Genomic DNA, 26,761 nt, shown 5'->3' on the forward strand with positions numbered 1-26,761 from the left:
AATTATCCTTGTCTTTGTTTAAATCTAGGATTCTTTTTGTTAATAACGTATAATCTTCCTTTTCTGCGAACGATAATGCATTCCGCACTTCTCTTCTTTACTGATGCTCTTACTTTCATTTTAGTATCTATAAGTAATTCTTGCTTTTGACAAGTCGTAAGGGCTCATTTCAAGTTTCACTTTGTCACCAGGTAACAATTTGATATAGTGCATACGCATCTTTCCTGAAATGTGAGCAATTACCACATGCCCATTTTCTAATTCTACACGGAACATCGCATTTGACAATGCTTCAATGATGGATCCGTCTTGTTCTATTGCTGATTGTTTTGCCATATTAAGCTATTGCTTTACGGTTTTTACCAGTTTTCATCAAACCATCATACTGTTGGTTTAACAAGTATGAGTTAATTTGTTGAATAGTGTCGATTGCAACTCCAACCAAAATCAATAGTGATGTACCTCCAAAAAACAAAGCCCATTGTGTTTGTACACCTAACACTCCTTGCACGATTGCTGGGAACACAGCAAGTAATGCTAAGAATATAGCTCCTGGGAAAGTAATTAAAGACATCACATGATCTAAAAAGTCTGCTGTTTCAATACCTGGTTTAACCCCTGGTACGAAACCACCACTTCTTTTCAAATCATCAGCCATTCTACTCGTTGGCATTGTAATTGCTGTGTAAAAGTACGTAAAAATTACGATTAACGTAGCAAACAACAAATTATACTCCCAACCGAATATGTTTTGAAATCTTGTACTGATAGATTGAGCTGTTTCCGATGAAGATAAACCAGCTACAGCTGCAGGAATAAACATAATTGCTTGCGCAAAAATGATAGGCATAACCCCAGAAGCATTTAACTTTAATGGAATAAACTGACGGTTTGCATCCATTAAGTCTTGCTCTAAGTCCCCAGAAACACTACGACGTGCATATTGCACCGCAACTTTTCTAACGGCCATAGTCATTAACACACATGCAATGATCACTAATAACCACACGATGATTTCTACAACAATCTTCATTAAACCTCCGTTGTTTTGAGAAACAGCAGATGAAAACTCTTGAGCAAATGCTTGTGGTAAACGAGCAACAATACCTACTAAGATTAACAAAGAAATACCGTTCCCAATACCTTTATCTGTAATCTTTTCACCTAACCACATAGCGAACATAGTTCCTGTAGCAAGGATAAGAACAGAAGAGAATAAGAAAGCAAATGAATTGAATCCTAATAAGAAAGCATCAGCAGGTAAAGTACGGTATAAGTTATAGATATAACCAGGACCTTGTACTAAAGTAATACCAATCGTCAACCATCTTGTAATTTGGTTCATTTTCTTTCTACCACTTTCACCCTCTTTTTGTAATTTTTGTAAATAAGGAACCGCAATTCCCATTAACTGAACTACAATTGAAGCTGAAATATAAGGCATAATACCCAACGCAAACACTGATGCTTGTGAAAAAGCACCACCCGTAAACACGTTAATTAACCAACCAATACCTTTATCGGTTTGATTAGTTAACCCTTGCAACTTAGTTGCATCAATTGCCGGTAATGTTACGTGAGCTCCGAAACGATAAACTAACAGAAGTCCTAAAGTAAATAGGACTCTGTTTCTTAGTTCCTCAATTTTCCAAACGTTTTGTAACGATTCAATAAATTTTTTCATCGTGTCTAGAAAATTATAATTCTATAGCTTCTCCACCAGCTGCTTCGATAGCTGCTTTTGCAGATGCAGTGAATTTGTGTGCACTAACTTTTAATTTAGCTTTTAGCTCACCTCTACCTAAAATTTTAACAACTTCAGTTTTAGTAGCCAAACGGTTTGCAACTAAAGTAGTGAAATCTACTGAATCTGTTACAATACCATTATCAACTAGAGTTTGTAATGTATCTAAGTTTACACCTTGATACTCTACTCTATTAATATTTTTGAATCCAAACTTAGGAACACGTCTTTGAAGAGGCATTTGACCCCCTTCGAAACCAATTTTCTTAGAGTAACCAGAACGTGATTTAGCTCCTTTGTGACCACGAGCCGCAGTACCACCTTTACCAGAACCTTCACCTCTACCTACTCTTTTGTTTTGGTTATGCGTTGAACCTTCAGCTGGCTGTAAATTACTTAAATTCATAACAATCTATTGTTATTTAGCTTCTTCAACAGAAACTAAGTGTTTAACTTTATTCACCATTCCAAGGATTGCAGGAGTTGCTTCATGCTCAACTACTTGACCCATTTTACGAAGTCCTAAAGCTTCGATTGTTCTCTTTTGATCTTGAGGACAATTGATTTTGCTTCTTACTTGTTTTACTAATATCTTAGCCATAATTTCGTTGAATTAACCTTTGAATACTTTCTCTAAAGATACTCCTCTTTGTTTAGCTACAGTAGCAGCACTTCTCATTTGTAATAAAGCATCGAAAGTTGCTTTTACCACATTATGAGGGTTAGAAGAACCTTGAGATTTTGACAATACATCGTGAACACCTACTGATTCAAGAACCGCACGTACAGCACCACCAGCAATTACTCCAGTACCGTGAGAAGCAGGCATTAATAATACTCTAGCTCCACCGAATTTACCTTTTTGCTCGTGAGGTACAGATTGTCCACTTAAAGGAATTCTAACTAAGTTTTTCTTAGCATCTTCTACTGCTTTAGCAATAGCTTCAGAAACATCTTTAGATTTCCCTAAACCGTGACCCACTACACCGTTCTCGTCACCTACTACTACGATAGCTGAGAAACCGAATGCTCTACCACCTTTAGTAACTTTAGTAACACGATTTACATTAACCAGACGATCTTTCAATTCAAGACCAGCTGCTTTTACTAGTTCTACGTTTTTATAATTATGATACATAATTTCTTAGAATTTTAATCCAGCCGCTCTAGCGCCTTCTGCTAATGATTTAACACGACCGTGGTATAAGTTACCACCTCTATCAAATGTTACAGTTTCGATACCTGCTTTTAAAGCTCTTTCAGCAACTAATTTTCCAACTACTGCTGCAACTTCAACTTTAGTACCTTTTGTATCCACTTCTTTCTCACGAGAAGAAGCAGCTAACAACGTAACACCATTCACATCATCTATAAGCTGAGCATAGATTTCTTTGTTACTTCTGAATACAGATAAACGAGGTCTTGCAGCAGTTCCGCTTACAATTTTTCTAACTCTGTACTGTATTCTTTGTCTTCTTTCAGATTTTGTTAATGACATAATCTTATCTTTTAAGCTGATTTACCTGCTTTTCTTCTTAATACTTCACCTACAAACTTAATACCTTTTCCTTTGTACGGTTCAGGCTTACGGAAACCACGGATTTTCGCCGCAACTTGACCTACTAATTGTTTGTCGAAAGAAGTTAGCTTTACAATTGGGTTCTTACCTTTTTCAGAAACAGTTTCCACAGTTACCTCTGGAGCTACTTCTAAAATAATATTGTGAGAGTACCCTAAAGCTAAATCAAGTTTATTTCCTTGATTAGAAGCACGGTAACCTACACCCACTAATTCTAATTCTTTTGTAAAACCAGTAGAAACACCTGTAATCATGTTATTGATTAAAGCGCGGTATAAACCGTGTTGCGCTCTTTCTACTTTGCTATCTGCAGCTCTTGAAACAAGAACTTGATTTTCTTCAACAGTTACTGTTACGTTGTCAGTAATCTCTTGAGAAAGTTGCCCTAATTTTCCTTTTACAGTGATAACTGAACCATTTAATTCTACAGTTACCCCAGCAGGAATGGCGATTGGACTTTTTCCTATTCTTGACATCTCTTAACTTTTTTTAGTATACGTAACAAACTACTTCACCACCTACATTTAACTGTCTAGCTTGCTTGTCAGTCATCACTCCTTTAGAAGTTGACACGATAGCAACACCTAAACCGTTTAAGATTCTAGGTAATTTAGAAGCACCTGCATACTTACGTAAACCTGGTTTACTAATTCTTTGAATGTTCTTGATTACCGCTTCTTTAGTATCTTTATCATACTTTAAAGCGATTTTGATTGTTCCTTGAACAGTCTCATTTTCGAATTTGTAGCTAAGGATATAACCCTGATCGAATAAGATTTTTGTGATTTCTTTTTTCAACTTAGATGCAGGAATCTCAACCACTTTGTGGTTAGCTTTCGATGCATTTCTAACTCGCGTTAAGAAATCCGCAATTGGATCTGTATACATATAAACAAAATTGTGGTTATGGTTTTCAACTCACTTTTTAGTGAGTTGAACCTATAACCCGTTAAACTTAATTATTTTCAGTTTGCAAAAGTACAAAACTTTTTTTAAACTACCAAGAAGCTTTTTTCACTCCTGGGATCAATCCTGAATTTGCCATTTCACGGAAAGTAACACGAGAAATTCCGAATTGACGCATATACCCTCTTGGTCTACCTGTTAATTTACAACGATTGTGTAAACGAACTGGCGAAGCATTTTTCGGTAATTTTTGTAATGCAGCGTAATCACCAGCTTCTAATAAAGCTTTTCTTTTCTCTGCATATTTTTCAACCGTTTTTTGTCTTTTCACCTCGCGGGCTTTCATTGATTCTTTAGCCATGTCTTAATTCTTTTTAAAAGGTAAACCTAATTCAGCTAATAATGATTTTGCTTCCTTATCTGTTTGAGCAGATGTTACGAAAGTGATATCCATACCAGTAATTTTATTCACTTTATCGATATCAATTTCAGGGAAGATGATTTGCTCAAGAACACCAAGGTTGTAGTTACCTCTACCGTCAAAACCTGTAGATTTAATACCACCGAAGTCTCTTACACGCGGTAAAGAAGCCGTGATTAAACGGTCTAAGAATTCATACATTCTTTCTCCACGTAAAGTTACTTTAGCACCAATTGGCATCCCTTTTCTCAATTTGAAAGACGCAACGTCTTTTTTAGAGATAGTAGCTACCGCTTTTTGCCCAGTAATTTTCGTTAACTCTTCAACAGCGTAATCGATAAGTTTCTTATCTGACACTGCAGCTCCAACTCCTTTACTTAAAACGATTTTTTCCAATTTAGGAACTTGCATTACGTTTTTGTAACCGAATTCAGCTGTAAGAGCAGCAATTACTCTGCTCTTATATTCTTCTTTTAGTCTAGGTATATAAGCCATTACTATAATACTTGATTAGATTTTTTTGAAAATCTTACTTTCTTATCTCCCTCTACTTTAAAACCAACTTTAGTAGCATTACCTTTAGCATCTACTAACATTAAGTTAGAAACGTGGATAGGAGCTTCCATTTTAACGATTCCACCTTGAGGATTTTTAGCACTTGGCTTAGTGTGTTTAGACACCATGTTTACACCCTCAACTACCGCTTTGTTTTTTTCACGGATTACACGTAAAACTTTACCTTCAGCACCTTTGTGGTCACCAGCGATAACTTTTACTGTATCTCCTGATTTTAATTTTAGCTTCATCATCATAATAATAATTAAAGCACTTCCGGTGCTAATGATACAATTTTCATGAATTGTTTTTCACGAAGTTCTCTAGCTACAGGACCGAATACACGAGTTCCTCTCATTTCACCTGCTGCATTTAATAATACACAAGCGTTATCATCGAAACGGATGTAAGATCCATCTGCTCTTCTTACTTCTTTTTTAGTTCTAACAACAACTGCAGTTGAAACCGCACCTTTCTTAACGTTACCGTTAGGAGTTGCATCTTTGATAGCTACTACAATTTTGTCACCAACTGAGGCGTAACGTCTTTTTGTTCCACCTAAAACACGGATAGTTAAAACTTCTTTAGCTCCCGTATTATCTGCTACTTTTAGTCTTGATTCCTGTTGTACCATAATTATTTCGCTCTTTCAATAATTTCAACTAATCTCCAACATTTAGATTTAGACAAAGGTCTTGTTTCCATGATCTTTACTGTATCACCAATGTTACAGTCGTTTGTTTCATCGTGTGCAACATATTTCTTAGTTTTTAACACGAACTTACCATATAATGGGTGTTTTACTCTTGTTACTTGAGAAACAACAATAGACTTATCCATTTTGTTAGAAGTAACTACACCAATTCTTTCTTTTCTTAAATTTCTTTTTTCCATCTTTTCAGCTGAATTTTATTGAAGCTCTCTTTTGCTTAATTCAGTTGCAATTCTTGCTACTGAACGTCTTAAACTTCTAATTTGAAGTGGATTCTCAATTGGAGAAATAGCATGAGCAATTGTTAAGTCGGCATAGGTCTTTTTCAATTGAACTAGCTTTTCTTGTAACTCAGCTGCAGATAGATTTTTAATTTCTGACTGTTTCATAATTTTATATATTATGCTTCGAAATCTCTAGCAACGACGAATTTAGTTTTTACTGGTAATTTTTGAGCTGCAAGACGTAAAGCCTCTTTTGCAACTGCTAGTGGCACACCACCTACCTCAAACATAATTCTTCCTGGTTTAACAACAGCAGCCCAGTATTCAACTGCACCTTTACCTTTACCCATACGTACTTCAAGAGGCTTCTTAGTGATAGGTTTGTCTGGGAAAATTTTGATCCATAATTGCCCTTCACGTTTCATAAAACGAGTTGCTGCAATACGAGCCGCTTCGATTTGGCGTGAAGTTAAGAAAGCACCAGTTTCGTGAACTGATTTAATTCCAAACATTCCATTTGAAAGTTCGTGACCTCTATTAGAGTTCCCTTTCATTCTACCTTTCTGTACCTTACGGTATTTTGTTCTTTTAGGCTGTAACATTTTTCTTTAATTTAAAAATTACTTTCTTTTACGAGCTCCTTGTTTACCGTTTGATTTTCCACCACGTGGAGCATCACCACCTTTACCACCTTGTGCAGCTTTTTTATCCATACCTACAAGTGGAGAAAGGTCTCTTTTTCCGTAAACTTCACCTTTCATGATCCATACTTTAACTCCCATTCTACCGTAAGTAGTATGTGCTTCAGCTAAAGCATAATCGATGTCAGCTCTGAAAGTTGATAGAGGAATACGTCCTTCTTTGAAATTCTCAGAACGTGCCATTTCAGCACCATTTAAACGACCAGAAATCATTACTTTGATACCTTCAGCGTTCATTCTCATAGAAGCTGCAATAGCCATTTTGATTGCTCTTCTGTAAGAAATACGACCTTCAATTTGACGACAGATGCTGTTAGCAACTAAATAAGCGTCTAACTCAGGTCTTTTGATTTCAAAGATGTTGATTTGAACCTCTTTGTCAGTAATTTTCTTAAGTTCTTCTTTTAACTTGTCTACCTCTTGACCACCTTTTCCGATAATGATACCAGGTCTAGCAGTAGTGATAGTAACGGTTACAAGTTTTAAAGTTCTCTCGATGATTACTTTAGATACACTAGCTTTTGATAAACGAGCGTGGATATACTTTCTGATTTTGTAATCTTCAGCGATTTTATCACCGTAGTCATTACCACCATACCAGTTAGAATCCCATCCTCTGATGATACCAAGGCGATTTCCGATTGGATTAGTCTTTTGTCCCATCTTTATTAATTGCTTTGTGTGTTATTAATTGATCCTAATACGATTGTTACGTGATTAGAACGTTTTCTAATTCTGTGTGCACGACCTTGTGGTGCTGGGCGTAATCTTTTTAACATCACACCACCATCCACTTTGATCTCTTTTACAAATAAGCCTGCTTCAGCTACATCACCTTCACTATTTTTTTGCTCCCAGTTATTGATTGCAGATAATAAAAGTTTTTCTAATTTTCTTGAAGCTTCTTTTTGACTAAAACGTAATATGTTTAGTGCATTCTCAACTTTCTGACCTCTTACCAAGTCTGCTACTAAGCGCATTTTTCTAGGTGAAGTAGGGCAGTTATTTAACTTAGCAAATGCGATAGACTTGTTAGCCTCTTTTCTTGCCTCTGCTGTTTCTCTTTTACGAACTCCCATGTCTTCTTTTATTTTTTACCTTTATTTTTAGCTCCAGCGTGACCTCTAAAAGATCTAGTTGGTGAAAACTCACCTAACTTGTGTCCTACCATGTTTTCAGTAACATATACTGGAACAAATTGACGACCGTTGTGAACTGCGATTGTTTGTCCTACGAAATCAGGAGTAATCATTGAAGCTCTAGACCAAGTTTTAACAACATTCTTGTTTCCTGCTTCAGCATTCTCCAATACTTTCTTCTCTAATTTATAGTGTACGAAAGGTCCTTTTTTTAATGAACGTGCCATATCTTATTATTTCTTTCTACGTTCTACAATATACTTGTTGCTCGGGTTTTGTTTAGCACGGGTTCTATAACCTTTAGCTGGTAAACCTTTTCTTGAACGTGGGTGACCTCCAGATGAACGTCCTTCACCACCACCCATTGGGTGATCAACAGGGTTCATTGCTACTGGTCTAGTTCTTGGTCTTCTACCTAACCATCTAGATCTACCTGCCTTACCAGAAACGATTAACTGGTGGTCAGAGTTAGAAACTGCTCCGATTGTAGCAGTACAAGTTAATAAGATTAATCTTGTTTCTCCAGAAGGCATTTTGATAGTAGCATATTTACCATCACGAGCCATTAACTGAGCAAATGTACCTGCCGAACGAGCGATTGTTGCACCTTGACCTGGACGTAACTCAATACAAGAAATTACTGTTCCTAGAGGAATTTTGCTTAACGGCATAGTGTTCCCGATTTCTGGAGCTACATCAGCACCTGAAATAACAGTTTGCCCTACTTTTAAACCATTTTGAGCAATGATATATCTTTTTTCACCATCAGCATAAGCTAATAACGCGATAAAAGCAGTTCTGTTTGGATCGTACTCGATTGATTTTACTGTAGCTGGAATTCCATCTTTAGTTCTTTTGAAATCGATGATACGATATCTTTGTTTGTGACCACCGCCTGTATAGCGCATAGTCATCTTTCCTTGACTATTTCTACCTCCTGAGTTTTTTTTCGGAGCTAATAATGAACGCTCCGGCTTATCAGTTGTAATAGCGTCAAAACCATTAACAACTCTAAAACGCTGACCCGGGGTAATAGGTTTTAATTTTCTTACTGACATCTTTTTTTACTTAGTTGTTGTAAAAATCTATTGTTTCTCCTTCTTTAACTTGTACGATAGCTTTTTTGTAAGAAGCTGTTTTTCCTGCAATCATACCACTTTTTGTATATTTAGTAGTGCGATCAGGACGTACATTCATTGTATTCACGTTAACAACAGTAACACCATAAGCAGCCTCAACAGCTTTCTTAATTTCTACTTTGTTCGCTTTTTTTGATACAACGAAACCAAAACGGTTGAATACTTCTCCGTCTTTAGTTACTTTTTCTGTAACGATAGGTTTTATAATGATACTCATGGCCTATTATTTGCTTAAATTTTGTTCGATTCCTTCTAAAGATCCCTCTAAAAGAACTAAATTGTTTGCGTTTAATATCGCATAAGTACTTAATTCTGAGTTAGTGATCACAGAAGATTTTTGTAAGTTACGAGATGACAAGTAAACATTTTTGTTTTCACCACCTAAAACGAACAATGATTTTTTGTTTTCTAACCCTAACGATTTTAACACGTTAATGAAATTTTTAGTACTTGGAGCTTCGAAACCGAAGTCTTCTAATACGATTAAGTTAGATTCTTTCGCTTTTAAAGTTAAAGCAGATTTACGCGCTAAACGTTTTAATGCTTTATTTAATTTGAAAGAGTAGTTTCTTGGTCTTGGACCAAAAATTGTTCCTCCACCTTTGAAAACAGGTGATTTAACACTTCCTGCACGAGCTGTACCAGTACCTTTTTGTTTTTTAATTTTACGAGTACTTCCAGTAACTTCAGCTCTTTCTTTAGCTTTGTGTGTCCCTTGACGTTGGTTAGCCAAATATTGTTTCACATCTAAGTAAAGAGCATGGTTATTAGGCTCAATTGCGAAAACTGAATCAGAAAGTTGAACTTTTCTTCCAGTATCTTTTCCGTTGATATCTAATACTTTTACTTCCATTACTTCTGAACGATTACGTAAGAGTCTTTGTGACCAGGAACACATCCTTTAACAACAAGTAAGTTCTTTTCAGCAACTACTTTTAAAACTCTAAGATTTTGAACTTTAACATTGTCTCCACCCATTCTTCCAGCCATACGCATTCCTTTGAATACTCTAGAAGGATAAGATGAAGCACCCACTGAACCTGGCGCTCTTAAACGGTTGTGCTGACCGTGAGTAACTTGTCCAACACCACCAAATCCGTGACGTTTAACAACCCCTTGGAAACCTTTACCTTTAGAAACACCTTGAACATCTACGAATTCACCTTCAGCGAATAAGTCTACAGTGATAACATCACCTAATTTGTGCTCAGTTTCAAATCCTTGGAATTCAACAACTTTCTTTTTCGCAACCGTACCAGCTTTTTTGAAGTGACCTTCAGCAGCTTTTGTAGTGTGCTTTGCAGATTTGTCATCGAAACCAAGTTGAAGAGCCTCATACCCGTCAACCTCATTGGTTCTGACTTGGGTAACAACGCAAGGACCAACTTCAATAACAGTACAAGGGATGTTTTTCCCGTTCTCGTCGAAGATGCTAGTCATTCCGATTTTCTTTCCGATTAACCCAGACATACTTAAATAATTAATTATTAATAATATATAAAACTCTAATTTTGAGTGCGCAAAAGTAAGCATTATGTTTTGAATTTCAAAACATAATGCTTAAATATTTTAATTTGAGTGATTTATCACACTTTAATTTCAACTTCTACTCCACTTGGAAGCTCTAATTTCATTAAAGCATCGATAGTTTTTGAAGATGAAGAATAGATATCTAACAATCTTTTGTATGAACTCACTTCGAATTGCTCTCTTGATTTTTTGTTTACGTGCGGAGAACGTAACACAGTGAAAATCTTTTTGTTAGTAGGTAATGGAATTGGACCAGTAACTACTGCACCTGTACTTTTTACAGTTTTTACGATTTTTTCTGCTGATTTATCAACCAACATATGATCGTAAGATTTTAATTTTATTCTGATTTTTTGACTCATTTTCTTAAAAATTAAGCGTTACCTTTAGCTTTCTTAATTACTGCCTCTGAAATGTTAGATGGAGTTTCTTCGTAGTGAGAGAATTCCATTGTTGATGTAGCACGACCTGAAGACAAAGTTCTTAAAGTAGTTACATAACCAAACATTTCTGATAATGGAACGTTTGCTTTAATAGTCTTAGCACCGTTTCTATCACCCATATCATTTACTTGACCACGACGACGGTTTAAGTCACCTACGATATCACCCATGTTTTCTTCTGGAGTGATAACTTCAATTTTCATGATTGGCTCAAGGATTACAGCTCCTGCAGCTTTTGCTACTTCTTTGTAACCTAATTTAGCAGCTAATTCGAAAGATAAAGCATCTGAATCCACCGCGTGGTAAGAACCGTCTAATAAAGTTACTTTTAAACTATCTACCACATATCCTGCTAAAGGACCTTGCTTCATAGCTTCTCTGAAACCTTTTTCAACAGCTGGAATATATTCCTTAGGAACGTTACCACCTTTAACTTCATTAACAAACGTTAATCCAACAGTTCCTGCTTCAGCAGGCTCTAAACGGAAAACGATATCACCAAATTTACCACGTCCACCTGATTGCTTTTTATAAACCTCACGGTGTTGAGCAGTTTTAGTGAAAGCTTCTTTATACTCAACTTGAGGTTCACCTTGATCAACTTCAACCTTGAACTCACGTTTCATACGATCTACTAAGATATCTAAGTGAAGCTCACCCATACCAGAGATAATTGTTTGACCTGAAGCCTCATCAGTTCTAACTGTAAACGTTGGATCTTCTTCAGCTAATTTAGCTAAAGCCATACCCATTTTATCTACGTCAGCCTTAGTTTTAGGCTCAATAGCGATACCAATTACTGGATCAGGGAATTTCATTGATTCAAGGATGATAGGATTTTTCTCATCACACATTGTATCACCTGTCTTGATATCTTTGAAACCTACTGCCGCTCCAATATCACCTGCCTCGATATATTCGATTGGGTTTTGCTTGTTAGCGTGCATTTGGTAGATACGAGAGATACGCTCTTTATTTCCTGAACGCGTGTTTAAGATATAAGAACCAGCATCTAAACGACCAGAATAAGCACGGAAGAATGCTAAACGACCTACATAAGGGTCAGTAGCAATTTTAAATGCTAAAGCAGCAAAAGGCTCTTTTACATCTGGACGACGTAAAATTTTCTTTTGATCTTCTTCTAATAAATCTGCATCATCAGGATGAATACCTTCGATACCTTCTTTATCTAAAGGAGATGGTAAATATTTACAAACTGCATCTAACATGAACTGAACTCCTTTGTTTTTGAATGAAGATCCACATAACATTGGAATAATAGCCATATCAATAGTCGCAGCACGTAATGCATTGTTGATTTCCTCCTCTGTAATTGAGTTCTCATCTTCCATGTACTTATCTAATAAGTTTTCATCATAAGAAGCGATTTCTTCAATTAAGATAGAACGGTAATGCTTTACTTCATCAACCATATCCGCAGGAATATCGATAATATCAAAAGTAGCACCTTGTGTTTCATCATGCCATACAATAGCTTGATTTTTCACTAAGTCAACTACCCCTCTAAAATCATTTTCCTCACCGATAGGTAACGTAATAGCTACTGCATTAGAACGTAACATATCCTTAACTTGTTGACACACATTAAGGAAGTTAGAACCTTGACGGTCCATTTTGTTTACGAATCCCATACGAGGAACTCTGTACTGGTCAGCTAATCTCCAGTTCGTCTCAGATTGAGGCTCAACACCATCAACCGCAGAAAACAAGAATACTAAACCATCTAATACACGTAATGAACGGTTTACCTCTACTGTAAAGTCAACGTGACCTGGAGTATCGATAATATTGAAGTGGTACGGGTTTGAACCAGCAATAGCTTTTCCTTGATCTGTTGGGAAATTCCAAGTACAAGTAGTAGCCGCAGAAGTAATAGTAATACCTCTTTCTTGCTCCTGAGCCATCCAGTCCATAGTAGCAGCACCATCGTGCACCTCACCAATTTTGTGAGACTTACCTGTATAGAACAAAATACGCTCTGTAGTGGTAGTTTTACCTGCATCGATGTGAGCAGCAATACCAATATTTCTAGTATATTTTAAATCTCTTGCCATTTCTTTACGAATTAAAATCTAAAGTGAGAGAATGCTTTATTAGCTTCCGCCATTTTATGAGTATCCATTCTTTTCTTAACAGCAGCACCTTCTTCTTTAGCCGCAGCTAAGATTTCAGACGCTAAACGAGCTGCCATAGATTTCTCATTTCTTCTTCTAGCATAAAGAATTAACCATTTCATCGACATAGAAATTTTTCTATCTGGACGAATAGGCATTGGGATTTGGAATGTAGCACCACCTACACGACGAGAACGAACTTCTACGTGAGGCATAACATTAGTTAAAGCATCTTTCCAAATTTCTAATGATGTCTTTTCAGCATCTTGCTTTTTAGTTTCAACGATCTCTAAAGCATCGTAGAATACTGCAAAAGCAGTCGATTTTTTACCATCCCACATTAAGTTGTTCACAAAACGTGTAACTAATTGATCGTTAAATTTTGGATCTGGTAAAAGAGGTCTTTTTTTGGCCTGTCTTTTTCTCATTTCTTTTTGTTACTTTTTTAAAGTTTGAAGTTTGAAGTTTAAAAGTTTAAAAGTTTCAAGTTTCAAGTTTCAAGTATCAAGTTTAAGGTTTCAAGTATAACACCACCTTAAGAACTTTCACTTTTCACTCTTCGCTTTTCACTAACTACTTTTCACTTTTCACTCTTTACTTAATTAAAAATTACTTTTTGTCTTTAGGGCGTTTAGCACCATATTTAGATCTTCTTTGTAAACGACCGTTAACTCCGGCAGTATCCAAAGCACCACGTACGATGTGGTATCTAACTCCTGGTAAATCTTTTACCCTTCCACCTCTAACTAATACTATCGAGTGCTCTTGTAGATTGTGTCCTTCTCCTGGGATGTAAGCATTTACTTCATTACCATTAGTCAAACGCACACGCGCAACTTTACGCATTGCTGAGTTTGGCTTTTTAGGCGTAGTAGTATACACACGCGTACAAACCCCTCTTCTTTGAGGACAAGAATCCAAAGCAGCCGATTTACTCTTCTTAGTTAATTTGGCTCTTCCAGTTCTTACTAATTGTTGAATTGTTGGCATAATTAATACTAAATTATTTACTAGTTTATAAAATCCCGCTATTTACGGGGTTGCAAATGTATATATAATTTTCTAAAAAACAAACTCTAAAACATTAATTTTCAGCACCCTTGTTTTATGAACAATCTATCTCGTTTTTTTGCGTTATTTTTACTTCAAAAACAAAACCTTGAAACAGTTTTTTAGCATCATTTTCATTATCTTATTCAATCCTAATTTCACAGGACAAAATCTGCATTTAAAAATAACAAGCAGTAACTCATCAGAACAAAAAGTAATAGATTCAATTTATAAAGAGCGAATTTTCAAAAATTATTTAAGTCTTTCCTCTGAATTAACCAAAACTACTTCAGTACTAAAAAAAATAGGCTTTATTGATTTAACACATTCCACTCCCACTCAAAAAAATGACAGCACATATAGCGTCTTACTCAACCTTGGAAAACGATACACTTATGTACATTTATATATAAAACCACACAAAACATTATTAAACCAGAATAAGGACACACTGAAAATAAAATACAGTCAATTTGAGCATGAAATTACTCAACTATTAAAAATCATCGAAACCAAAGGCTATTCGCTATCACAAATCAAAGCAACCGATTTTAAGACCAAAAGCAACCAACTTTACTCCAACTTACACATTTCTAAAGAAATCCCAAGAAAAATAAATAATATCAACATAAAAAACTACCCTAATTTCCCAAAAAATCACCTTACTATTCTCCGTAAAACTTTCACAAAAAAAACATTTAACACAGAAACATTCGCTAACATTACTAAAGAAATTAACCAATACCCTTTTTGCAAAACCACAAAACCAGCAGAAATTTTATTCACTAAAGACTCAACAACTATTTATTACTTCTTAGAAAAACAAAAAAGCAACACTTTTGACGGCTACATAGGTTTTAACAACACAAACAATCAATTTAAAATTAACGGCTATTTAGATTTAAAACTCACCAACCTATTGAACTCGGGTGAAAAATTCAATGTGTATTGGAAAAACGACGAGAATAAACAAAAAACTTTCGAATCTAACATTGAACTCCCTTACCTATTTAAAAGCAAGCTTGCATTAAAAGGTAACTTAAATATCTACAGACAAGACAGTTTATTTCAGCGTACCAAAACAGAAATTGAACTGGGCTACTACCTAAACTACAATCACAGATTATATTTAGGCTACCAAGAAACCGAATCCAGCAGTTTTCAAAAGAACACTTCACTTCTATTAAGTGATTTCACAAACCATTTTTATACACTCTCCTATTTATATACAAAAAAAAACAGCTACGACCTACTCTACCCAAACAAAACACAAGTCCTTTTTAAGATGGGTTATGGAACTAGAACAGATGACATCCAAAAACAAAAACAAACTCTACTCAACCTTTTAATCGAACATCATTTCAAGATAAATAACCAACATGCGCTAAACATGAAGAATCAAAATTTCAATTTGATAAGCGATCATTATCTAACCAATGAATTATTCCGATTCGGAGGATTCAATTCGATCCGAGGATTTAGAGAAAACAGCTTACAAGCCAATTACCTAAGCACACTACAAACCGAATACAGCTACACCATAAACACTGGATTTACGATACACACCGTTGCCGATTTTGCTCATTTTAAAGACAGTAATCAAACCCAAAGCAATCAAATTTACAGCCTAGGACTAGGACTCTACTTCCTTTCTAAAAAATCCTTAATCAATTTGCTTTACGCAATCCCTAAAAACAACCAACAAGATTTTAATTTAAAAAATGGATTATTTCAGATAAAAACAAAATTCCTATTATAGGACTAAAAAAAAAGTGTTAATATTATCACAATCTCAAAAAAAATCAACATATTTGCGCTAACTAATCAATAAATTATTTTATGAGATCAAAATTCAAATGGATTTTTACGCTTTTATTAGCGTTTACAATGCAGTTCTCTTTTGCTCAAGAGAAAACAATCACAGGAATTGTATCTGACGCAAACGGGCCAATCCCAGGGGCTAACGTTACGATCAAAGGAACTAAAAGAGCAGTTTCAACAGGTTTTGACGGAAAATACACCATCAAAGCCAAAGAAGGAGAAACTATTGTTTATTCTTTCATGGGAATGAAAGAAATTTCAAAAGAAGTAGGAGCATCGAATGTAATTAACACTATTTTACAAGATGACTCTAAAGTATTAACAGAGGTAGTGGTTACTGCTGTAGGGATTAAGAAAAAAACTGACGCAATCACTTCAACTTCACAACAAATCAAAACAAAGGAGTTAACGCAGGCTTCAAACCCAAATGCCTTACAAGCATTAGCTGGAAAGGTATCTGGTTTACAAGTAAACAACTCTTCAAACGGTGCAAATCCAACAAGTAGAATTGTACTTAGAGGAACTAGATCATTAACTGGTAACAGCGAAGCGTTAGTTGTTATTGACGGAGCTATTTCTAATGCTAACACATTACAACAATTACCTCCTGAAATTATTGAATCAATGAACGTAATTAAAGGACAACAAGGCGCCGCTCTATACGGAGAACAAGGTTCAAATGGTGTAATTGTAGTTACTACAAAAAAAGGAGCTAAATCTTCTAAATTAGAAGTAACTTTAAACTCTTCTATTGACTTTCAAAACGTATCATACTTACCTAAAAGACAAGACAAATACGGACAAGGATGGGTGGTAGACAACTACGACTTTTTATTCCCTGGAAACGACCCTAGAAACGGGAACACTCAATTTTCTCCTTGGGAAAATGGAGGATGGGGACCATCTTACTCAAATTCTAATTGGACAGGAACCACAGTGCCTGTTGGTTTACCACAAGCAGACGGAACGATAATTACTGAAAAGTACGAAAGTAGAGGTTACGATAATATTAAAGATTTTTATCAAACTGGAACAATATTTCAAACTGGTTTAAACATCAACGTAGGTAACGAAGATGGATATGCTATGTTCAACATGGGTAACCTAAGAACTGATTTTATTGTTGAAAATGATAAATTAAAAAGAAACAACTTTTTATTTAAAGCAGGAAAATCTTTTGGTAAATTAAAAGTAGATGGTATAGCAAGCTATACAAATCAAACAGTACAACAAACAGACTCTAATTTATTAGATGAATTACTTCAAACCCCAACACATATTGATATTACAAAATTCAAAAATTCAGGATATGCACGCAGCTGGTCTGCATATATTTTGAATCCTTGGGAAGTTATCAATAGAAAAAGATTTGAAGATGTTACCAATAATTTCAACGGAAACATTAGATTTGAATATAAATTCAACAAGCACATTTCAGCTAGCAATACTACAAATGTTCAAACTAACAGCATTATTAGCACATCGCACAATGATGGATTTAATGAAGATTACATAGTAGATTACTCACCATTTACTTTATCTGAAGCAAATGGACCTACTGAACATTACTCAGCAATGGGAGGAGCAGAAAACTTCGAAAAATCAGATTTTTTCATTAAAAATAATTCTTCAAGAAATTACTATAATGATTTCTTATTAAATTTTGATTACGATTTAACTCAAAATCTAAACCTTAAAGCAAACCTTGGAAATAATATTCAAGATAATTTTAGAAGTGTGTCTGAACAAGGTGGTACACAATTGAAAATCCCAGGATGGTACAACATTAAAAACGTTATTAATCCAGCTACAATCACTGATTTAGAAAATGCAGTTTATCATGTAAGAAGAACGTCATTTTTTGGAAATATCGACTTAGGTTATAAAGATTATTTGTTCTTAAACGCAACTGCAAGATATGAAAAGTCCTCAGTTATGCCTAAATGGTTCATATACCCATCAGCTGGTGTATCATTCATCCCTACAAAAGCTATCAATGCACTTAAAGATAAAAATACTTTAAATTACTTAAAGCTTTATGCTAACTTCAGTAAAGTAGGTAACACAACTGCTGTTTCTTCTTACGACCTTACAGATGTAGTTAAAGTAGGTGCTGGATTCCCATTCAACGGACAGTTGTCATTCATTCCTAGAAGAGGCGATGTAGATCCAAATATTCAACCTGAATTTGTAATAACTAAAGAAGTTGGTTTTTCATCTGCATGGTTAAAAGACAGAATTACTTTAGATGCAAACTACTACATCACTGATACGAACCAATTAATCACCAACGCTACAACTTCAAGAGCATCTGGATTAAACACAAGATTAAGTAACACAGGTAAACTTGAAAACAAAGGTTTTGAAATTGATTTAGGCTTAAACCCTATCAGAAATGAAAATGGTTTCAATTGGAATATAAAAGCTGGCTTTACAAAATACAAAACAATTGTAAAAGAATTAGCTGAGGGAGTTGACGAAGTAAACATGTTTTCTACTGCAAGTGTAGGTGTTTTTGCCGTTAAGGGAGAAGAATTCCCAACAATTAAAGCTACACAATTCCAAAGAGACGTTAATGGAAATATCATTGTAAATTCACTTGGTATCCCAATCCCTACTTCTACTTTAAACAAAGTTGGAAAAGCAAACCCTGATTATATTGTTAATCTATCTAATACATTCTCTTACAAAGGAATTAGCTTAACATGTGTTGCTGACTTAAGAGCAGGTCATAGTGTTTATTCTCAAACATACAACCGTATGTTACAACCTGGTTTTACTGTTGACTCGGCTGAATTTGACAGAGAACAACCGTATTTAATTCCAAATACAGTTATTAATAACAGTTTACCATCAACACCTAACTATGTTCCTAACACAACAGCTGTTACTCCAGCACAACAAGCAAATTACTACAGAGCGTTGAGTACTATTGGAGAATATTCATTAGTAGACGCTTCAGCTATTAAGATTAGAGAAATTGCTTTATCGTATACTTTACCAAAAAGTATGTTAAAAAACACAGGAATAACTAATTTTAAATTCGGTGTTAATGCTCGTAATCCATTTGTATTCTTCTTAGACAATGGAAATGGAAGAAAGAATTTAGGTTATACAGATCCAGAAGCTTCAAATGCAACTAACAATGCACAAGGATACTCAAATGTTGGACAATATCCTACTACCAGAACTTTAGGCGCAAGTTTAAGTGTAACATTTTAATTTGAATTATGAAAAAAATAAAATATTTAATCGCAAGTATCATTGCAATCTCGACAGTATCTTGTAGTGATTATTTTGATATCAATGAAAACCCTAACGAACTTCATACTGATCAAGCTAAACCCGATCAGTATTTAGCAGCAGCACAGGTAGGCTCATATAGAGTTCAGGCAACTACAATGAATCGTTTAGGACTTTTATTTGGAAATGCAGCTGGTGGAAATGTTCAGTCTTTCGCTAGTCCATTCACAGATGAGTTTCAATTCAATATAACAAACTCATTTTACAACACTATCTTTGATAATTTATATTTGAATGTATATACCTTTCAAAAAATTATAGATTACAATGATGGCACCAACAAATATGATGGTTATAAGGCGATCTCTAAAATTTGCAAAGCATATTACATGCAATATTTAGTAGATTTATATGGAAATATCCCTTATAAAGATGCATTTAAAGGAGGAGTTTTATCGACACCAAAATACGATGACGATCAAGAAGTTTACCAATTATTACTCCAAGAACTAGATGAAGCACGTACAATTATCGGTAAAATAGATAACCATACAATTGAAGCTGAAAGCGTAACAACAGATGTAATGCTAGGTGGTGATTTAGCTAAATGGAAACTTTTTGCTAATACGGTAGAACTAAAAATGCTTTTACGCATGTCTAAAAACACTGGTGCAGTTGCAGCATGGAGAGACCAACGTATTAAGAACATGGCGCTTAAAGGCAATACGAACTTTATCAACGAAGATTTAACTATTAATCCAGGCTACATAAATGATGCTGATGCAAGAGTAAATCCATTTGTTGCTACTTTTGGTTATGATTCTGGAGCCGTTGTAACAGGAAGAAATTTATATTGCTTATCTGGACATTTAGCTAAGTGTTTAAACCCTTATAGCGACATTAATTATGCTGATGCATCTGAACAAGAAATCATCCTTAACAAAGGAGTTAAATATCCAGATGTTCTAGATCCAAGAAGATATAGAATTTTTTCAACAGCTGCTTCAAATGCACCTTATCACAAAGCAGTTACACAAGGAAGTGTTACAGTAGACGTATACAAACCTGGAGGTTCAAGCATTGGTCAACCTAGTAAAATTTCAGCAGCTATGTTCAATCCATATAACGAAACTGGAAATGGAACTTCACTCCCGAATGCTGGAACTGGAAATTTCTACGCTAAAGTTAAAGGATATGTAATGACTGCTGCGGAATCAAAATTTTTACAAGCAGAGGCTAAATTGTTATCTACAAATGGTATTGCTGCTTTTGCCGATTTAAATTTACCAAATGCACAAACAAGTTTTGACGATGCAGTAACAGCTACATTCCCATTCTACCAATCAACTATGGGAACCTATCTTGCAACAATCAACACAAAATCTAATTTTGGTTATAGCGATACATTTTCGTTTCAAGAAAATTACCATGCAATTATGTATCAAAAATGGATAGCAACACTTAACAGTAATGCTATTGAAGCTTACATTAACAATACTAGAACTGGTTTCCCTTTAAACCCTATGCCTAAAGGTACAACTCAAACTTCTAGACCTAAGCGATTAATATATCCTATTTCAGAATATGTAGCTAACTCCGCTAACGTTCCAAATGTATCACAAGCTGAAGTTTACGATGTAAACAGTAAACATATGCCATTCTGGTTACAAGGAGACCCTGCTCTTGGGAAATAAAACAATTAACAAATCCACCTAAAAACCACCAAAGGAAACCTTTTGGTGGTTTTTTTCATATCTTTGCCCCATGGAAAAAGACAACCAAATTTTCGGAATCAGAGCCATCCTTGAGGCTATACATGCAAAAAAAGAAATAGACAAAGTTTTTGTTCAAAAAGACGCACAGGGAGACTTGATGCATGAACTATTAAAAACTTTGAAAAAGCACAACGTTAACTTCAGTTATGTTCCTGTGGAAAAACTGAATCGTTTGACCAGCAATAATCACCAAGGTGCTATTGCTACTATTGCTCCTATTTCATTTATCAGCTTAGAAAATTTAGTTGAAAAAGTAACTGAAAATGGAAAAACACCGCTGTTACTAATCTTGGATCAATTGAGTGATGCCCGTAATTTTGGTGCGATAATTCGCACTGCAGAATGTACTGGTGTAGATGGTATCATTGTACAAAAACAAGGTTCTGCTCCTGTGAATGGTGACACTGTAAAAACATCAGCTGGAGCTGTGTTTAATATTCCTATCTGTAAAGTAGATCACATTAAAGATGCTGTTTTCTATTTACAGGGTTCTGGTATTAAAACTGTGGCGGCCACTGAAAAAACAGAAAACAACATTTACGATATTGATTTAAAAGAACCACTAGCTATAATCATGGGTAGCGAAGACAAAGGTGTGAACCCATCGGTTTTGAAAATTGTTGATGAGAAAGCGAAACTTCCTATGTTTGGCACCATTTCATCTTTAAATGTTTCGGTGGCATGTGGTGCTTTCTTATACGAAACAGTAAGACAAAGACAAACTATTTAAGAGGTTAGAATTTAGAGTTTAGAATTTAGAATTTAGAATTCAGACTAGTGTTTAGCCCATATAACTTTTAAACTTTTAAACTTTTAAACTTTTAAACTTTTAAACTTTTAAACTTTTAAACTTTTAAACTTTTACAAATAATCGCTCGGTGTTTCATCGGGCTTTTTTATTTCATAAATAACAGGAAGATTCGCTACAAAATACACCCATTTTTCCAACTCCATTTGACGCATTTTTGAACTTGAAATAAAATTCCCATCCTCATCAAAATGTCTCATAAAAGGGTCTTTTTTAGGGTCATAATACGGTTGTTGCCATTCGTACACTAATGGTTTTTGATATACAGGTGCGTCATAAAGCCAACTAAACAACAATCCTACTACAAATCCCGATAGATGGGCTTCCCAAGAAATATGTTCTTCCGCACTTGGAAAAATATACCAAAACATACCTCCATACAATAAAATCACCGTGAATGAAAGCGCTACTAAACGATAATATCTGGTTTGAATTCCTTTAAAAAAGATGAAAGAAGCTAATACATACACCAGTCCGCTAGCTCCTATATGATAACTCTCCCGCCCTATTAACCAAGTCCCTAAACCCGAAAGCAATATCCCCCAGCCTAAAACCTGAAAAGCATGGACTCTATAGAAATAACACAAACAGGCTATTAAAAACAATAAGGGCAAAGAATTATTAAACAAATGCCCCAAATCGCCATGCAAGAACGGACTAAACAAAACACCTCTTAATCCCGTCCAACTTCGAGGATAGATACCAAACTCCGTTAAACTGATTTTAAACTGTTGTTCGACCCAAAAAACAAGCCAAAGTATCAATACAAAATATAAAGGCAATAAAATTACCGAGGGTGTAAATTTAAATTCTGTTTCTTTCATGCATTGACTTCATCAAAAATATATCCAAACAAAAAAACATGACTTTTTGACGCAAAAAAGCCTCCCTAAGGAGGCTCTCTGAGTAAGCTTTTTTAAAAACCTCCAAAAACATAGGCCATCTTTAATCCTATTGTAGGCATAACTTTATTATATGTATAATCTAAGTTCGAAATTCGTCCTAAACCTACATGGTAACAAAACAATAAATTATCACTCAAAGGTAATTGCTGACCAAAATGAAACTCATTTAAGATAATTTTACCATAATTAGCGTTATTGTTATTAAATTTTGATTGCAAAGCTATAAACGACCCTGCATTATTAACCAAATCATGATCTTTACGTGACCTACGATTACGACTTATATAATATTTCAATTCACCTTTTGCAAAATATGCCAACCCTAACTTATTAGAAAACTCATAACCATCCAAACTCCTAGTTGCTAGATTATACCCCCCAAAACCCGTGGAAACATCAACTAACAAACGTTTAGCAACTGGAATTTCAACGGCTACATCTGCACCTTGAGTTCCAACATTTAATTTAATAAGGTTTTCAAGTGCAATTTCATTTTCTTGAGAAAAAGAAATCAAACTATTAGAAAACAAAATAAAAGCTAATATTTTTTTCATTTATAATTGTATTTAAAACTGCTATTAATTAATTAATTATTTACAACTCGAAGTTTAGAACCACCCCATTGCCCATTAAACAAAGCACCACTCTCAATCGAAACATCGTATTTATCAACTCTTTTTACCGTCATATCAAGCGAGAAACCATATCTTGATCCATTCCCTGAATTAGTAAAACCAAAAGTCAACTCATTCAATTTAATTTCTCTAGGAATATCAAAAGTTCTATTTATAATTGCATTCCCTTTAGATTGAAACAACTCATTGGCTGTAGAATAAGCCAAAATCCTAGCATCTTCAACATTATCCTCTACAGACTTACCTACCACAACTATACCAACATCTTTCCGTTTATTGGCAAAATCTTCATAGGCTTTATAAATTGTTTTAAGAATATCGGTATCGGATATTGATGCTTCTTGCTCTATCAGTGTTACTACTAAAATTTTATTTGTATTCCCATTAAACAGATGATCAAAATCAAATTTCACCATTGGCTTTTCTTCTTTCAACACAGGTATAAAAGTATAATTGTCTTTATTTGCAGCATAAATATATTCATCTGTTGAAGGTACATAAATTGCATGATACTCATTTCGTTCATATGCTTCAGAAAGGAAAGTTGCTTTCTTTGTAAAAGCCTCCTATAAGATCATCATCAATTTTTTCACCCTTAATAGCTTTTGACAATACATCTTTATTATCAAAAACAAGCAAGTTATTTTCCGAATCAAACACAACACCTGTGTTACCACTTACATCATCCAATTGGCTATCACAGGAAGCCAAAATAAATAAATAGATAAATAAATTTTTTCATTCTAAGATTTTTAATTTTGCGCAAAAGTAATATTTTCCTTTAATTTTTAAGTTGAGGAAAAACCGTAATTTATGTTAATTTTAGATAAATTAATTTCGATGCAACCCTTAGCCGAAAGAATACGACCAAAGAATTTAGAGGAATATATCAGTCAGTCCCACTTAGTAGGTGACCAAGGCTCCTTGACCCATCAAATCGAAAAAGGAATCATTCCCTCGTTAATTTTATGGGGACCTCCTGGTACAGGTAAAACTACTTTGGCACAAATTATTGCCACAAGCAGTAATCGTCCATTTTACGAGTTAAGCGCCATTAATTCGGGAGTAAAAGAAGTGCGCGAAGTGATTGATAAAGCCAAACAAAGTGGTGGCTTATTCACCGCTAAAAATCCAATTTTATTCATTGATGAGATTCATCGATTTAGCAAATCACAACAAGATTCTTTACTGGGAGCCGTAGAAAAAGGCTGGGTAACTCTTGTAGGGGCAACCACTGAAAACCCAAGCTTTGAAGTGATTCCCGCATTACTGTCACGCTGTCAGGTATATATCTTAAATCCGTTTACAAAAGACGATTTAGAAGCCCTACTTTATCGTGCCATCGCTACCGATACATTTTTAAAAGAAAAAAACATTGAACTCCGTGAAACCGAAGCCCTGTTACGCTTATCGGGTGGCGATGGAAGAAAACTGTTAAATACTTTTGAGCTTATCATCAACGCTTCTAACGAATCGCAAATTAGTATTACCAATGAAAAAGTCATGCAACTGGTTCAAAAAAACACGGTTTTGTATGACAAAACTGGGGAACAACATTACGATATCGTTTCAGCTTTTATCAAATCTATTCGTGGTAGTGACCCTAATGGAGCTGTGTACTGGTTAGCTCGTATGATAGAGGGCGGCGAAGATGTAAAATTTATAGCGCGCAGAATGCTCATCGCTGCTAGTGAAGATATAGGTAATGCCAATCCAACGGCTTTAATAATGGCTAACAACACTTTTCAAGCGGTAACCACTATTGGCTATCCTGAAAGTCGCATTTTATTAAGTCAATGTGCCATTTATTTAGCCACTTCTCCTAAAAGTAATGCAAGCTATATGGCTATTGGTAAAGCACAACAACTCGTAAAGCAAACAGGCGATTTACCGGTGCCTTTACACCTACGTAATGCACCAACTAAACTCATGAAGGAACTAGGCTATGGTGAAGAATACAAATATTCCCACGATTATGCTAATAATTTTACAGCACAAGAGTATCTTCCTGATGCCCTATCAACCACTAAATTTTACGAACCAGCAGATAACGCCAGGGAAAGGGAATTACGTCAGTTTTTAAAAAACAGATGGAAAGATAAATATGGCTATTAACGAGAAAACTGCTTTAGAGCGTAAACTAATCAAAAGCATACGTCTAAAGCAGTTAAACTACTCAATCACCAATATATTAAAAAACTATTTTAATTCAATATTATATCCCTTGTGGGTATTCTTTTTCAGTTTTAGGGAACATAATAGCCGTCCAAACAAAAGCACCTGATTTAATAGCATCATAAGTTACATAAAAATAACCTGATTTACCCCAAGATTTACCCCAAGAGTTTTGAACTTTAAACATCTTTGTAGCATCGTCATAACCTACAATACACACACAATGTCCACCAGTACGCTTCCCATATACTTTATCCCAAACAAAATTATTTTTTGAAATTGCCTGAAACGAAGCATTATAATTAAAACAAGCAGGAATTGGATAATTTTTACTTAAATAGTATTTCAAATCTTCCACACTAGTAGCTGAAATATTTCTCCAACCACTAATTTTACGCTCTGCCGCATATTGCATTTGCTTTGCATTAGGCATTGTATAACAAGCTCCTTCAGCATAAGGCATTTGCTTTGCACTACATTCTCCTTTATTTTTCAACAAATTCATTGCATCTTGCGGATATGAACCTCCTGCGCAATCTGAAATTTTTATTTGATTATACACAAAGGATGCACTACGTGTAGCAATACCCCAGTCTTTATTACTCACGGGGTTATTAATATATCTTGTAATACTATGTGCAGCATACCCTACTCCAAAACTCACACAAGACCCTTCCTTACCTTGATCACCGATAGGCATTGCTGGAAGCATAAATGAACTTGGAACTGTCGCAGCAGCAGCTTTCATAGATTCTGCAGACAAATCAGGGCGAAAAGTAGAAATGCTTCGCTCGTATTCTGATGGTGTTAATGGATCTATCGATTTTAAATAAGCTTCTGAAAACTCAGGCACTCCCAATTTTGCTACTTCTTCATTTTTAGCATCATCCGCGTACTTCTCCGTTTGACAAGATGCCATAACTAACAAAGACGTCATTACATAAAATGACCTCTTTACATTTTTAAAAAACAAATTCTTTTTCATTTTAACATTATTTTTGGGGTTAACAACAATGCAAATAAAAAAAATATACACGATTTAAAAAAAACAGAAATTAATCATAAATTAACCATAAATTACAAATAACTCATAAAATAGCGCTAAACATTTTAAATATCAC

The 26,761-nt window shown here is 34.9% G+C and carries 36 protein-coding genes; 5 read left to right on the top strand and 31 right to left on the bottom strand.

Going from position 1 to position 26,761, the window contains the following annotated elements:
- Positions 1–2 precede the first annotated feature (2 nt).
- The 27 genes from ykgO to rpsL form a co-directional block, all read right to left on the bottom strand.
- A complete protein-coding gene (gene ykgO, locus ACQY29_RS00470) occupies positions 3–119 on the bottom strand; it encodes a type B 50S ribosomal protein L36 (RefSeq protein WP_002987490.1) in 117 nt (38 codons plus the stop codon).
- A 1-nt stretch (position 120) separates the two neighbouring features.
- Positions 121–336, bottom strand: a complete 216-nt coding sequence (gene infA, locus ACQY29_RS00475; protein WP_026714631.1) for a translation initiation factor IF-1 — start codon at positions 334–336, stop codon at positions 121–123.
- Position 337: 1 nt separating this feature from the next.
- A complete protein-coding gene (gene secY / locus ACQY29_RS00480; protein ID WP_428223331.1) occupies positions 338–1,684 on the bottom strand; it encodes a preprotein translocase subunit SecY in 1,347 nt (448 codons plus the stop codon).
- Positions 1,685–1,697: 13 nt separating this feature from the next.
- Positions 1,698–2,150 carry a 50S ribosomal protein L15 gene (gene rplO, locus ACQY29_RS00485; RefSeq protein ID WP_428223332.1) on the bottom strand — a complete coding sequence of 151 codons (453 nt, stop codon included), beginning with the start codon at positions 2,148–2,150 and terminating at the stop codon, positions 1,698–1,700.
- Positions 2,151–2,162: 12 nt separating this feature from the next.
- Positions 2,163–2,345 (bottom strand): 50S ribosomal protein L30, encoded by a 183-nt coding sequence (gene rpmD, locus ACQY29_RS00490; RefSeq protein WP_428223333.1) that lies wholly within the window; start codon positions 2,343–2,345, stop codon positions 2,163–2,165.
- 12 nt (positions 2,346–2,357) lie between these two features.
- Positions 2,358–2,882 (bottom strand): 30S ribosomal protein S5, encoded by a 525-nt coding sequence (gene rpsE, locus ACQY29_RS00495; RefSeq protein ID WP_428223334.1) that lies wholly within the window; start codon positions 2,880–2,882, stop codon positions 2,358–2,360.
- A gap of 6 nt (positions 2,883–2,888) precedes the next feature.
- Complete coding sequence (rplR, locus tag ACQY29_RS00500) at positions 2,889–3,242, bottom strand: 50S ribosomal protein L18 (RefSeq protein ID WP_428223335.1); 354 nt, start codon at positions 3,240–3,242, stop codon at positions 2,889–2,891.
- An 11-nt stretch (positions 3,243–3,253) separates the two neighbouring features.
- Positions 3,254–3,799 carry a 50S ribosomal protein L6 gene (gene rplF, locus ACQY29_RS00505; protein ID WP_428223336.1) on the bottom strand — a complete coding sequence of 182 codons (546 nt, stop codon included), beginning with the start codon at positions 3,797–3,799 and terminating at the stop codon, positions 3,254–3,256.
- Positions 3,800–3,812: 13 nt separating this feature from the next.
- Positions 3,813–4,211 (bottom strand): 30S ribosomal protein S8, encoded by a 399-nt coding sequence (gene rpsH, locus ACQY29_RS00510; protein ID WP_428223337.1) that lies wholly within the window; start codon positions 4,209–4,211, stop codon positions 3,813–3,815.
- 109 nt (positions 4,212–4,320) lie between these two features.
- On the bottom strand, positions 4,321–4,590 hold the full coding sequence (rpsN, locus tag ACQY29_RS00515) for a 30S ribosomal protein S14 (protein WP_073311697.1): 270 nt from the start codon (positions 4,588–4,590) through the stop codon (positions 4,321–4,323).
- Between the two features lie 3 nt (positions 4,591–4,593).
- On the bottom strand, positions 4,594–5,145 hold the full coding sequence (gene rplE, locus ACQY29_RS00520) for a 50S ribosomal protein L5 (protein WP_428223338.1): 552 nt from the start codon (positions 5,143–5,145) through the stop codon (positions 4,594–4,596).
- Positions 5,146–5,147: 2 nt separating this feature from the next.
- Positions 5,148–5,459 (bottom strand): 50S ribosomal protein L24, encoded by a 312-nt coding sequence (gene rplX, locus ACQY29_RS00525; RefSeq protein ID WP_088390183.1) that lies wholly within the window; start codon positions 5,457–5,459, stop codon positions 5,148–5,150.
- 11 nt (positions 5,460–5,470) lie between these two features.
- Positions 5,471–5,839, bottom strand: coding sequence for a 50S ribosomal protein L14 (gene rplN, locus ACQY29_RS00530; RefSeq protein ID WP_014166275.1), 369 nt, complete (start codon positions 5,837–5,839; stop codon positions 5,471–5,473).
- 2 nt (positions 5,840–5,841) lie between these two features.
- Positions 5,842–6,099 (bottom strand): 30S ribosomal protein S17, encoded by a 258-nt coding sequence (rpsQ, locus tag ACQY29_RS00535; protein ID WP_073311703.1) that lies wholly within the window; start codon positions 6,097–6,099, stop codon positions 5,842–5,844.
- A gap of 15 nt (positions 6,100–6,114) precedes the next feature.
- Positions 6,115–6,306, bottom strand: a complete 192-nt coding sequence (gene rpmC, locus ACQY29_RS00540; protein ID WP_088390181.1) for a 50S ribosomal protein L29 — start codon at positions 6,304–6,306, stop codon at positions 6,115–6,117.
- An 11-nt stretch (positions 6,307–6,317) separates the two neighbouring features.
- Complete coding sequence (gene rplP / locus ACQY29_RS00545; protein ID WP_088390179.1) at positions 6,318–6,743, bottom strand: 50S ribosomal protein L16; 426 nt, start codon at positions 6,741–6,743, stop codon at positions 6,318–6,320.
- An 18-nt stretch (positions 6,744–6,761) separates the two neighbouring features.
- Positions 6,762–7,505, bottom strand: coding sequence for a 30S ribosomal protein S3 (rpsC, locus tag ACQY29_RS00550; protein ID WP_428223339.1), 744 nt, complete (start codon positions 7,503–7,505; stop codon positions 6,762–6,764).
- Between the two features lie 5 nt (positions 7,506–7,510).
- A complete protein-coding gene (rplV, locus tag ACQY29_RS00555; protein ID WP_428223340.1) occupies positions 7,511–7,921 on the bottom strand; it encodes a 50S ribosomal protein L22 in 411 nt (136 codons plus the stop codon).
- An 8-nt stretch (positions 7,922–7,929) separates the two neighbouring features.
- Positions 7,930–8,208: a 30S ribosomal protein S19 gene (gene rpsS, locus ACQY29_RS00560; RefSeq protein WP_014166281.1), complete on the bottom strand. Its 279-nt coding sequence runs from the start codon at positions 8,206–8,208 to the stop codon at positions 7,930–7,932.
- A 6-nt stretch (positions 8,209–8,214) separates the two neighbouring features.
- Positions 8,215–9,039 (bottom strand): 50S ribosomal protein L2, encoded by an 825-nt coding sequence (gene rplB, locus ACQY29_RS00565; protein ID WP_428223341.1) that lies wholly within the window; start codon positions 9,037–9,039, stop codon positions 8,215–8,217.
- Positions 9,040–9,049: 10 nt separating this feature from the next.
- Positions 9,050–9,337, bottom strand: a complete 288-nt coding sequence (gene rplW / locus ACQY29_RS00570) for a 50S ribosomal protein L23 (protein ID WP_428223342.1) — start codon at positions 9,335–9,337, stop codon at positions 9,050–9,052.
- Positions 9,338–9,343: 6 nt separating this feature from the next.
- Positions 9,344–9,973 (bottom strand): 50S ribosomal protein L4, encoded by a 630-nt coding sequence (gene rplD / locus ACQY29_RS00575; RefSeq protein WP_428223343.1) that lies wholly within the window; start codon positions 9,971–9,973, stop codon positions 9,344–9,346.
- Positions 9,973–10,590, bottom strand: a complete 618-nt coding sequence (rplC, locus tag ACQY29_RS00580) for a 50S ribosomal protein L3 (protein WP_428223344.1) — start codon at positions 10,588–10,590, stop codon at positions 9,973–9,975. Before rplC ends, rplD begins: the two co-directional genes overlap by 1 nt.
- Before the next feature lie 116 nt (positions 10,591–10,706).
- Positions 10,707–11,012, bottom strand: a complete 306-nt coding sequence (rpsJ, locus tag ACQY29_RS00585; RefSeq protein ID WP_014166286.1) for a 30S ribosomal protein S10 — start codon at positions 11,010–11,012, stop codon at positions 10,707–10,709.
- A gap of 11 nt (positions 11,013–11,023) precedes the next feature.
- Positions 11,024–13,168 (bottom strand): elongation factor G, encoded by a 2,145-nt coding sequence (fusA, locus tag ACQY29_RS00590; RefSeq protein ID WP_428223345.1) that lies wholly within the window; start codon positions 13,166–13,168, stop codon positions 11,024–11,026.
- Positions 13,169–13,179: 11 nt separating this feature from the next.
- The gene (rpsG, locus tag ACQY29_RS00595; RefSeq protein WP_060383168.1) at positions 13,180–13,656 is read right to left on the bottom strand and encodes a 30S ribosomal protein S7; all 477 of its coding nucleotides are present in this window, start codon (positions 13,654–13,656) and stop codon (positions 13,180–13,182) included.
- A gap of 181 nt (positions 13,657–13,837) precedes the next feature.
- On the bottom strand, positions 13,838–14,218 hold the full coding sequence (gene rpsL, locus ACQY29_RS00600; RefSeq protein WP_014166289.1) for a 30S ribosomal protein S12: 381 nt from the start codon (positions 14,216–14,218) through the stop codon (positions 13,838–13,840).
- Between the two features lie 169 nt (positions 14,219–14,387).
- Between rpsL and ACQY29_RS00605 the strand changes: the two genes are divergently transcribed.
- From ACQY29_RS00605 to rlmB, 4 genes are all read left to right on the top strand, one after another.
- Complete coding sequence (locus ACQY29_RS00605) at positions 14,388–16,037, top strand: hypothetical protein (protein WP_428223346.1); 1,650 nt, start codon at positions 14,388–14,390, stop codon at positions 16,035–16,037.
- Positions 16,038–16,117: 80 nt separating this feature from the next.
- The gene (locus ACQY29_RS00610) at positions 16,118–19,321 is read left to right on the top strand and encodes a SusC/RagA family TonB-linked outer membrane protein (RefSeq protein ID WP_428223347.1); all 3,204 of its coding nucleotides are present in this window, start codon (positions 16,118–16,120) and stop codon (positions 19,319–19,321) included.
- Between the two features lie 8 nt (positions 19,322–19,329).
- The gene (locus ACQY29_RS00615) at positions 19,330–21,036 is read left to right on the top strand and encodes a SusD/RagB family nutrient-binding outer membrane lipoprotein (protein WP_428223348.1); all 1,707 of its coding nucleotides are present in this window, start codon (positions 19,330–19,332) and stop codon (positions 21,034–21,036) included.
- Between the two features lie 70 nt (positions 21,037–21,106).
- Positions 21,107–21,847 carry a 23S rRNA (guanosine(2251)-2'-O)-methyltransferase RlmB gene (gene rlmB, locus ACQY29_RS00620; RefSeq protein WP_428223349.1) on the top strand — a complete coding sequence of 247 codons (741 nt, stop codon included), beginning with the start codon at positions 21,107–21,109 and terminating at the stop codon, positions 21,845–21,847.
- A gap of 131 nt (positions 21,848–21,978) precedes the next feature.
- Here the strand turns inward: rlmB and ACQY29_RS00625 are convergent, their stop codons facing one another.
- From ACQY29_RS00625 to ACQY29_RS00635, 3 genes are all read right to left on the bottom strand, one after another.
- Positions 21,979–22,749: a rhomboid family intramembrane serine protease gene (locus ACQY29_RS00625; protein ID WP_428223350.1), complete on the bottom strand. Its 771-nt coding sequence runs from the start codon at positions 22,747–22,749 to the stop codon at positions 21,979–21,981.
- A gap of 92 nt (positions 22,750–22,841) precedes the next feature.
- Complete coding sequence (locus ACQY29_RS00630; RefSeq protein WP_428223351.1) at positions 22,842–23,384, bottom strand: hypothetical protein; 543 nt, start codon at positions 23,382–23,384, stop codon at positions 22,842–22,844.
- Between the two features lie 32 nt (positions 23,385–23,416).
- Positions 23,417–23,881: a hypothetical protein gene (locus tag ACQY29_RS00635; protein ID WP_428223352.1), complete on the bottom strand. Its 465-nt coding sequence runs from the start codon at positions 23,879–23,881 to the stop codon at positions 23,417–23,419.
- A 397-nt stretch (positions 23,882–24,278) separates the two neighbouring features.
- Between ACQY29_RS00635 and ACQY29_RS00640 the strand changes: the two genes are divergently transcribed.
- Positions 24,279–25,580: a replication-associated recombination protein A gene (locus ACQY29_RS00640; protein ID WP_428223353.1), complete on the top strand. Its 1,302-nt coding sequence runs from the start codon at positions 24,279–24,281 to the stop codon at positions 25,578–25,580.
- Positions 25,581–25,680: 100 nt separating this feature from the next.
- Here ACQY29_RS00640 and ACQY29_RS00645 read toward each other — a convergent pair whose 3' ends face one another.
- Positions 25,681–26,625 carry a C1 family peptidase gene (locus tag ACQY29_RS00645; RefSeq protein WP_428223354.1) on the bottom strand — a complete coding sequence of 315 codons (945 nt, stop codon included), beginning with the start codon at positions 26,623–26,625 and terminating at the stop codon, positions 25,681–25,683.
- Positions 26,626–26,761 lie beyond the last annotated feature (136 nt).

The sequence above is a fragment of the Flavobacterium sp. genome, assembly GCF_965262375.1.
In the GTDB taxonomy this organism is placed as follows: Bacteria; Bacteroidota; Bacteroidia; order Flavobacteriales; family Flavobacteriaceae; genus Flavobacterium.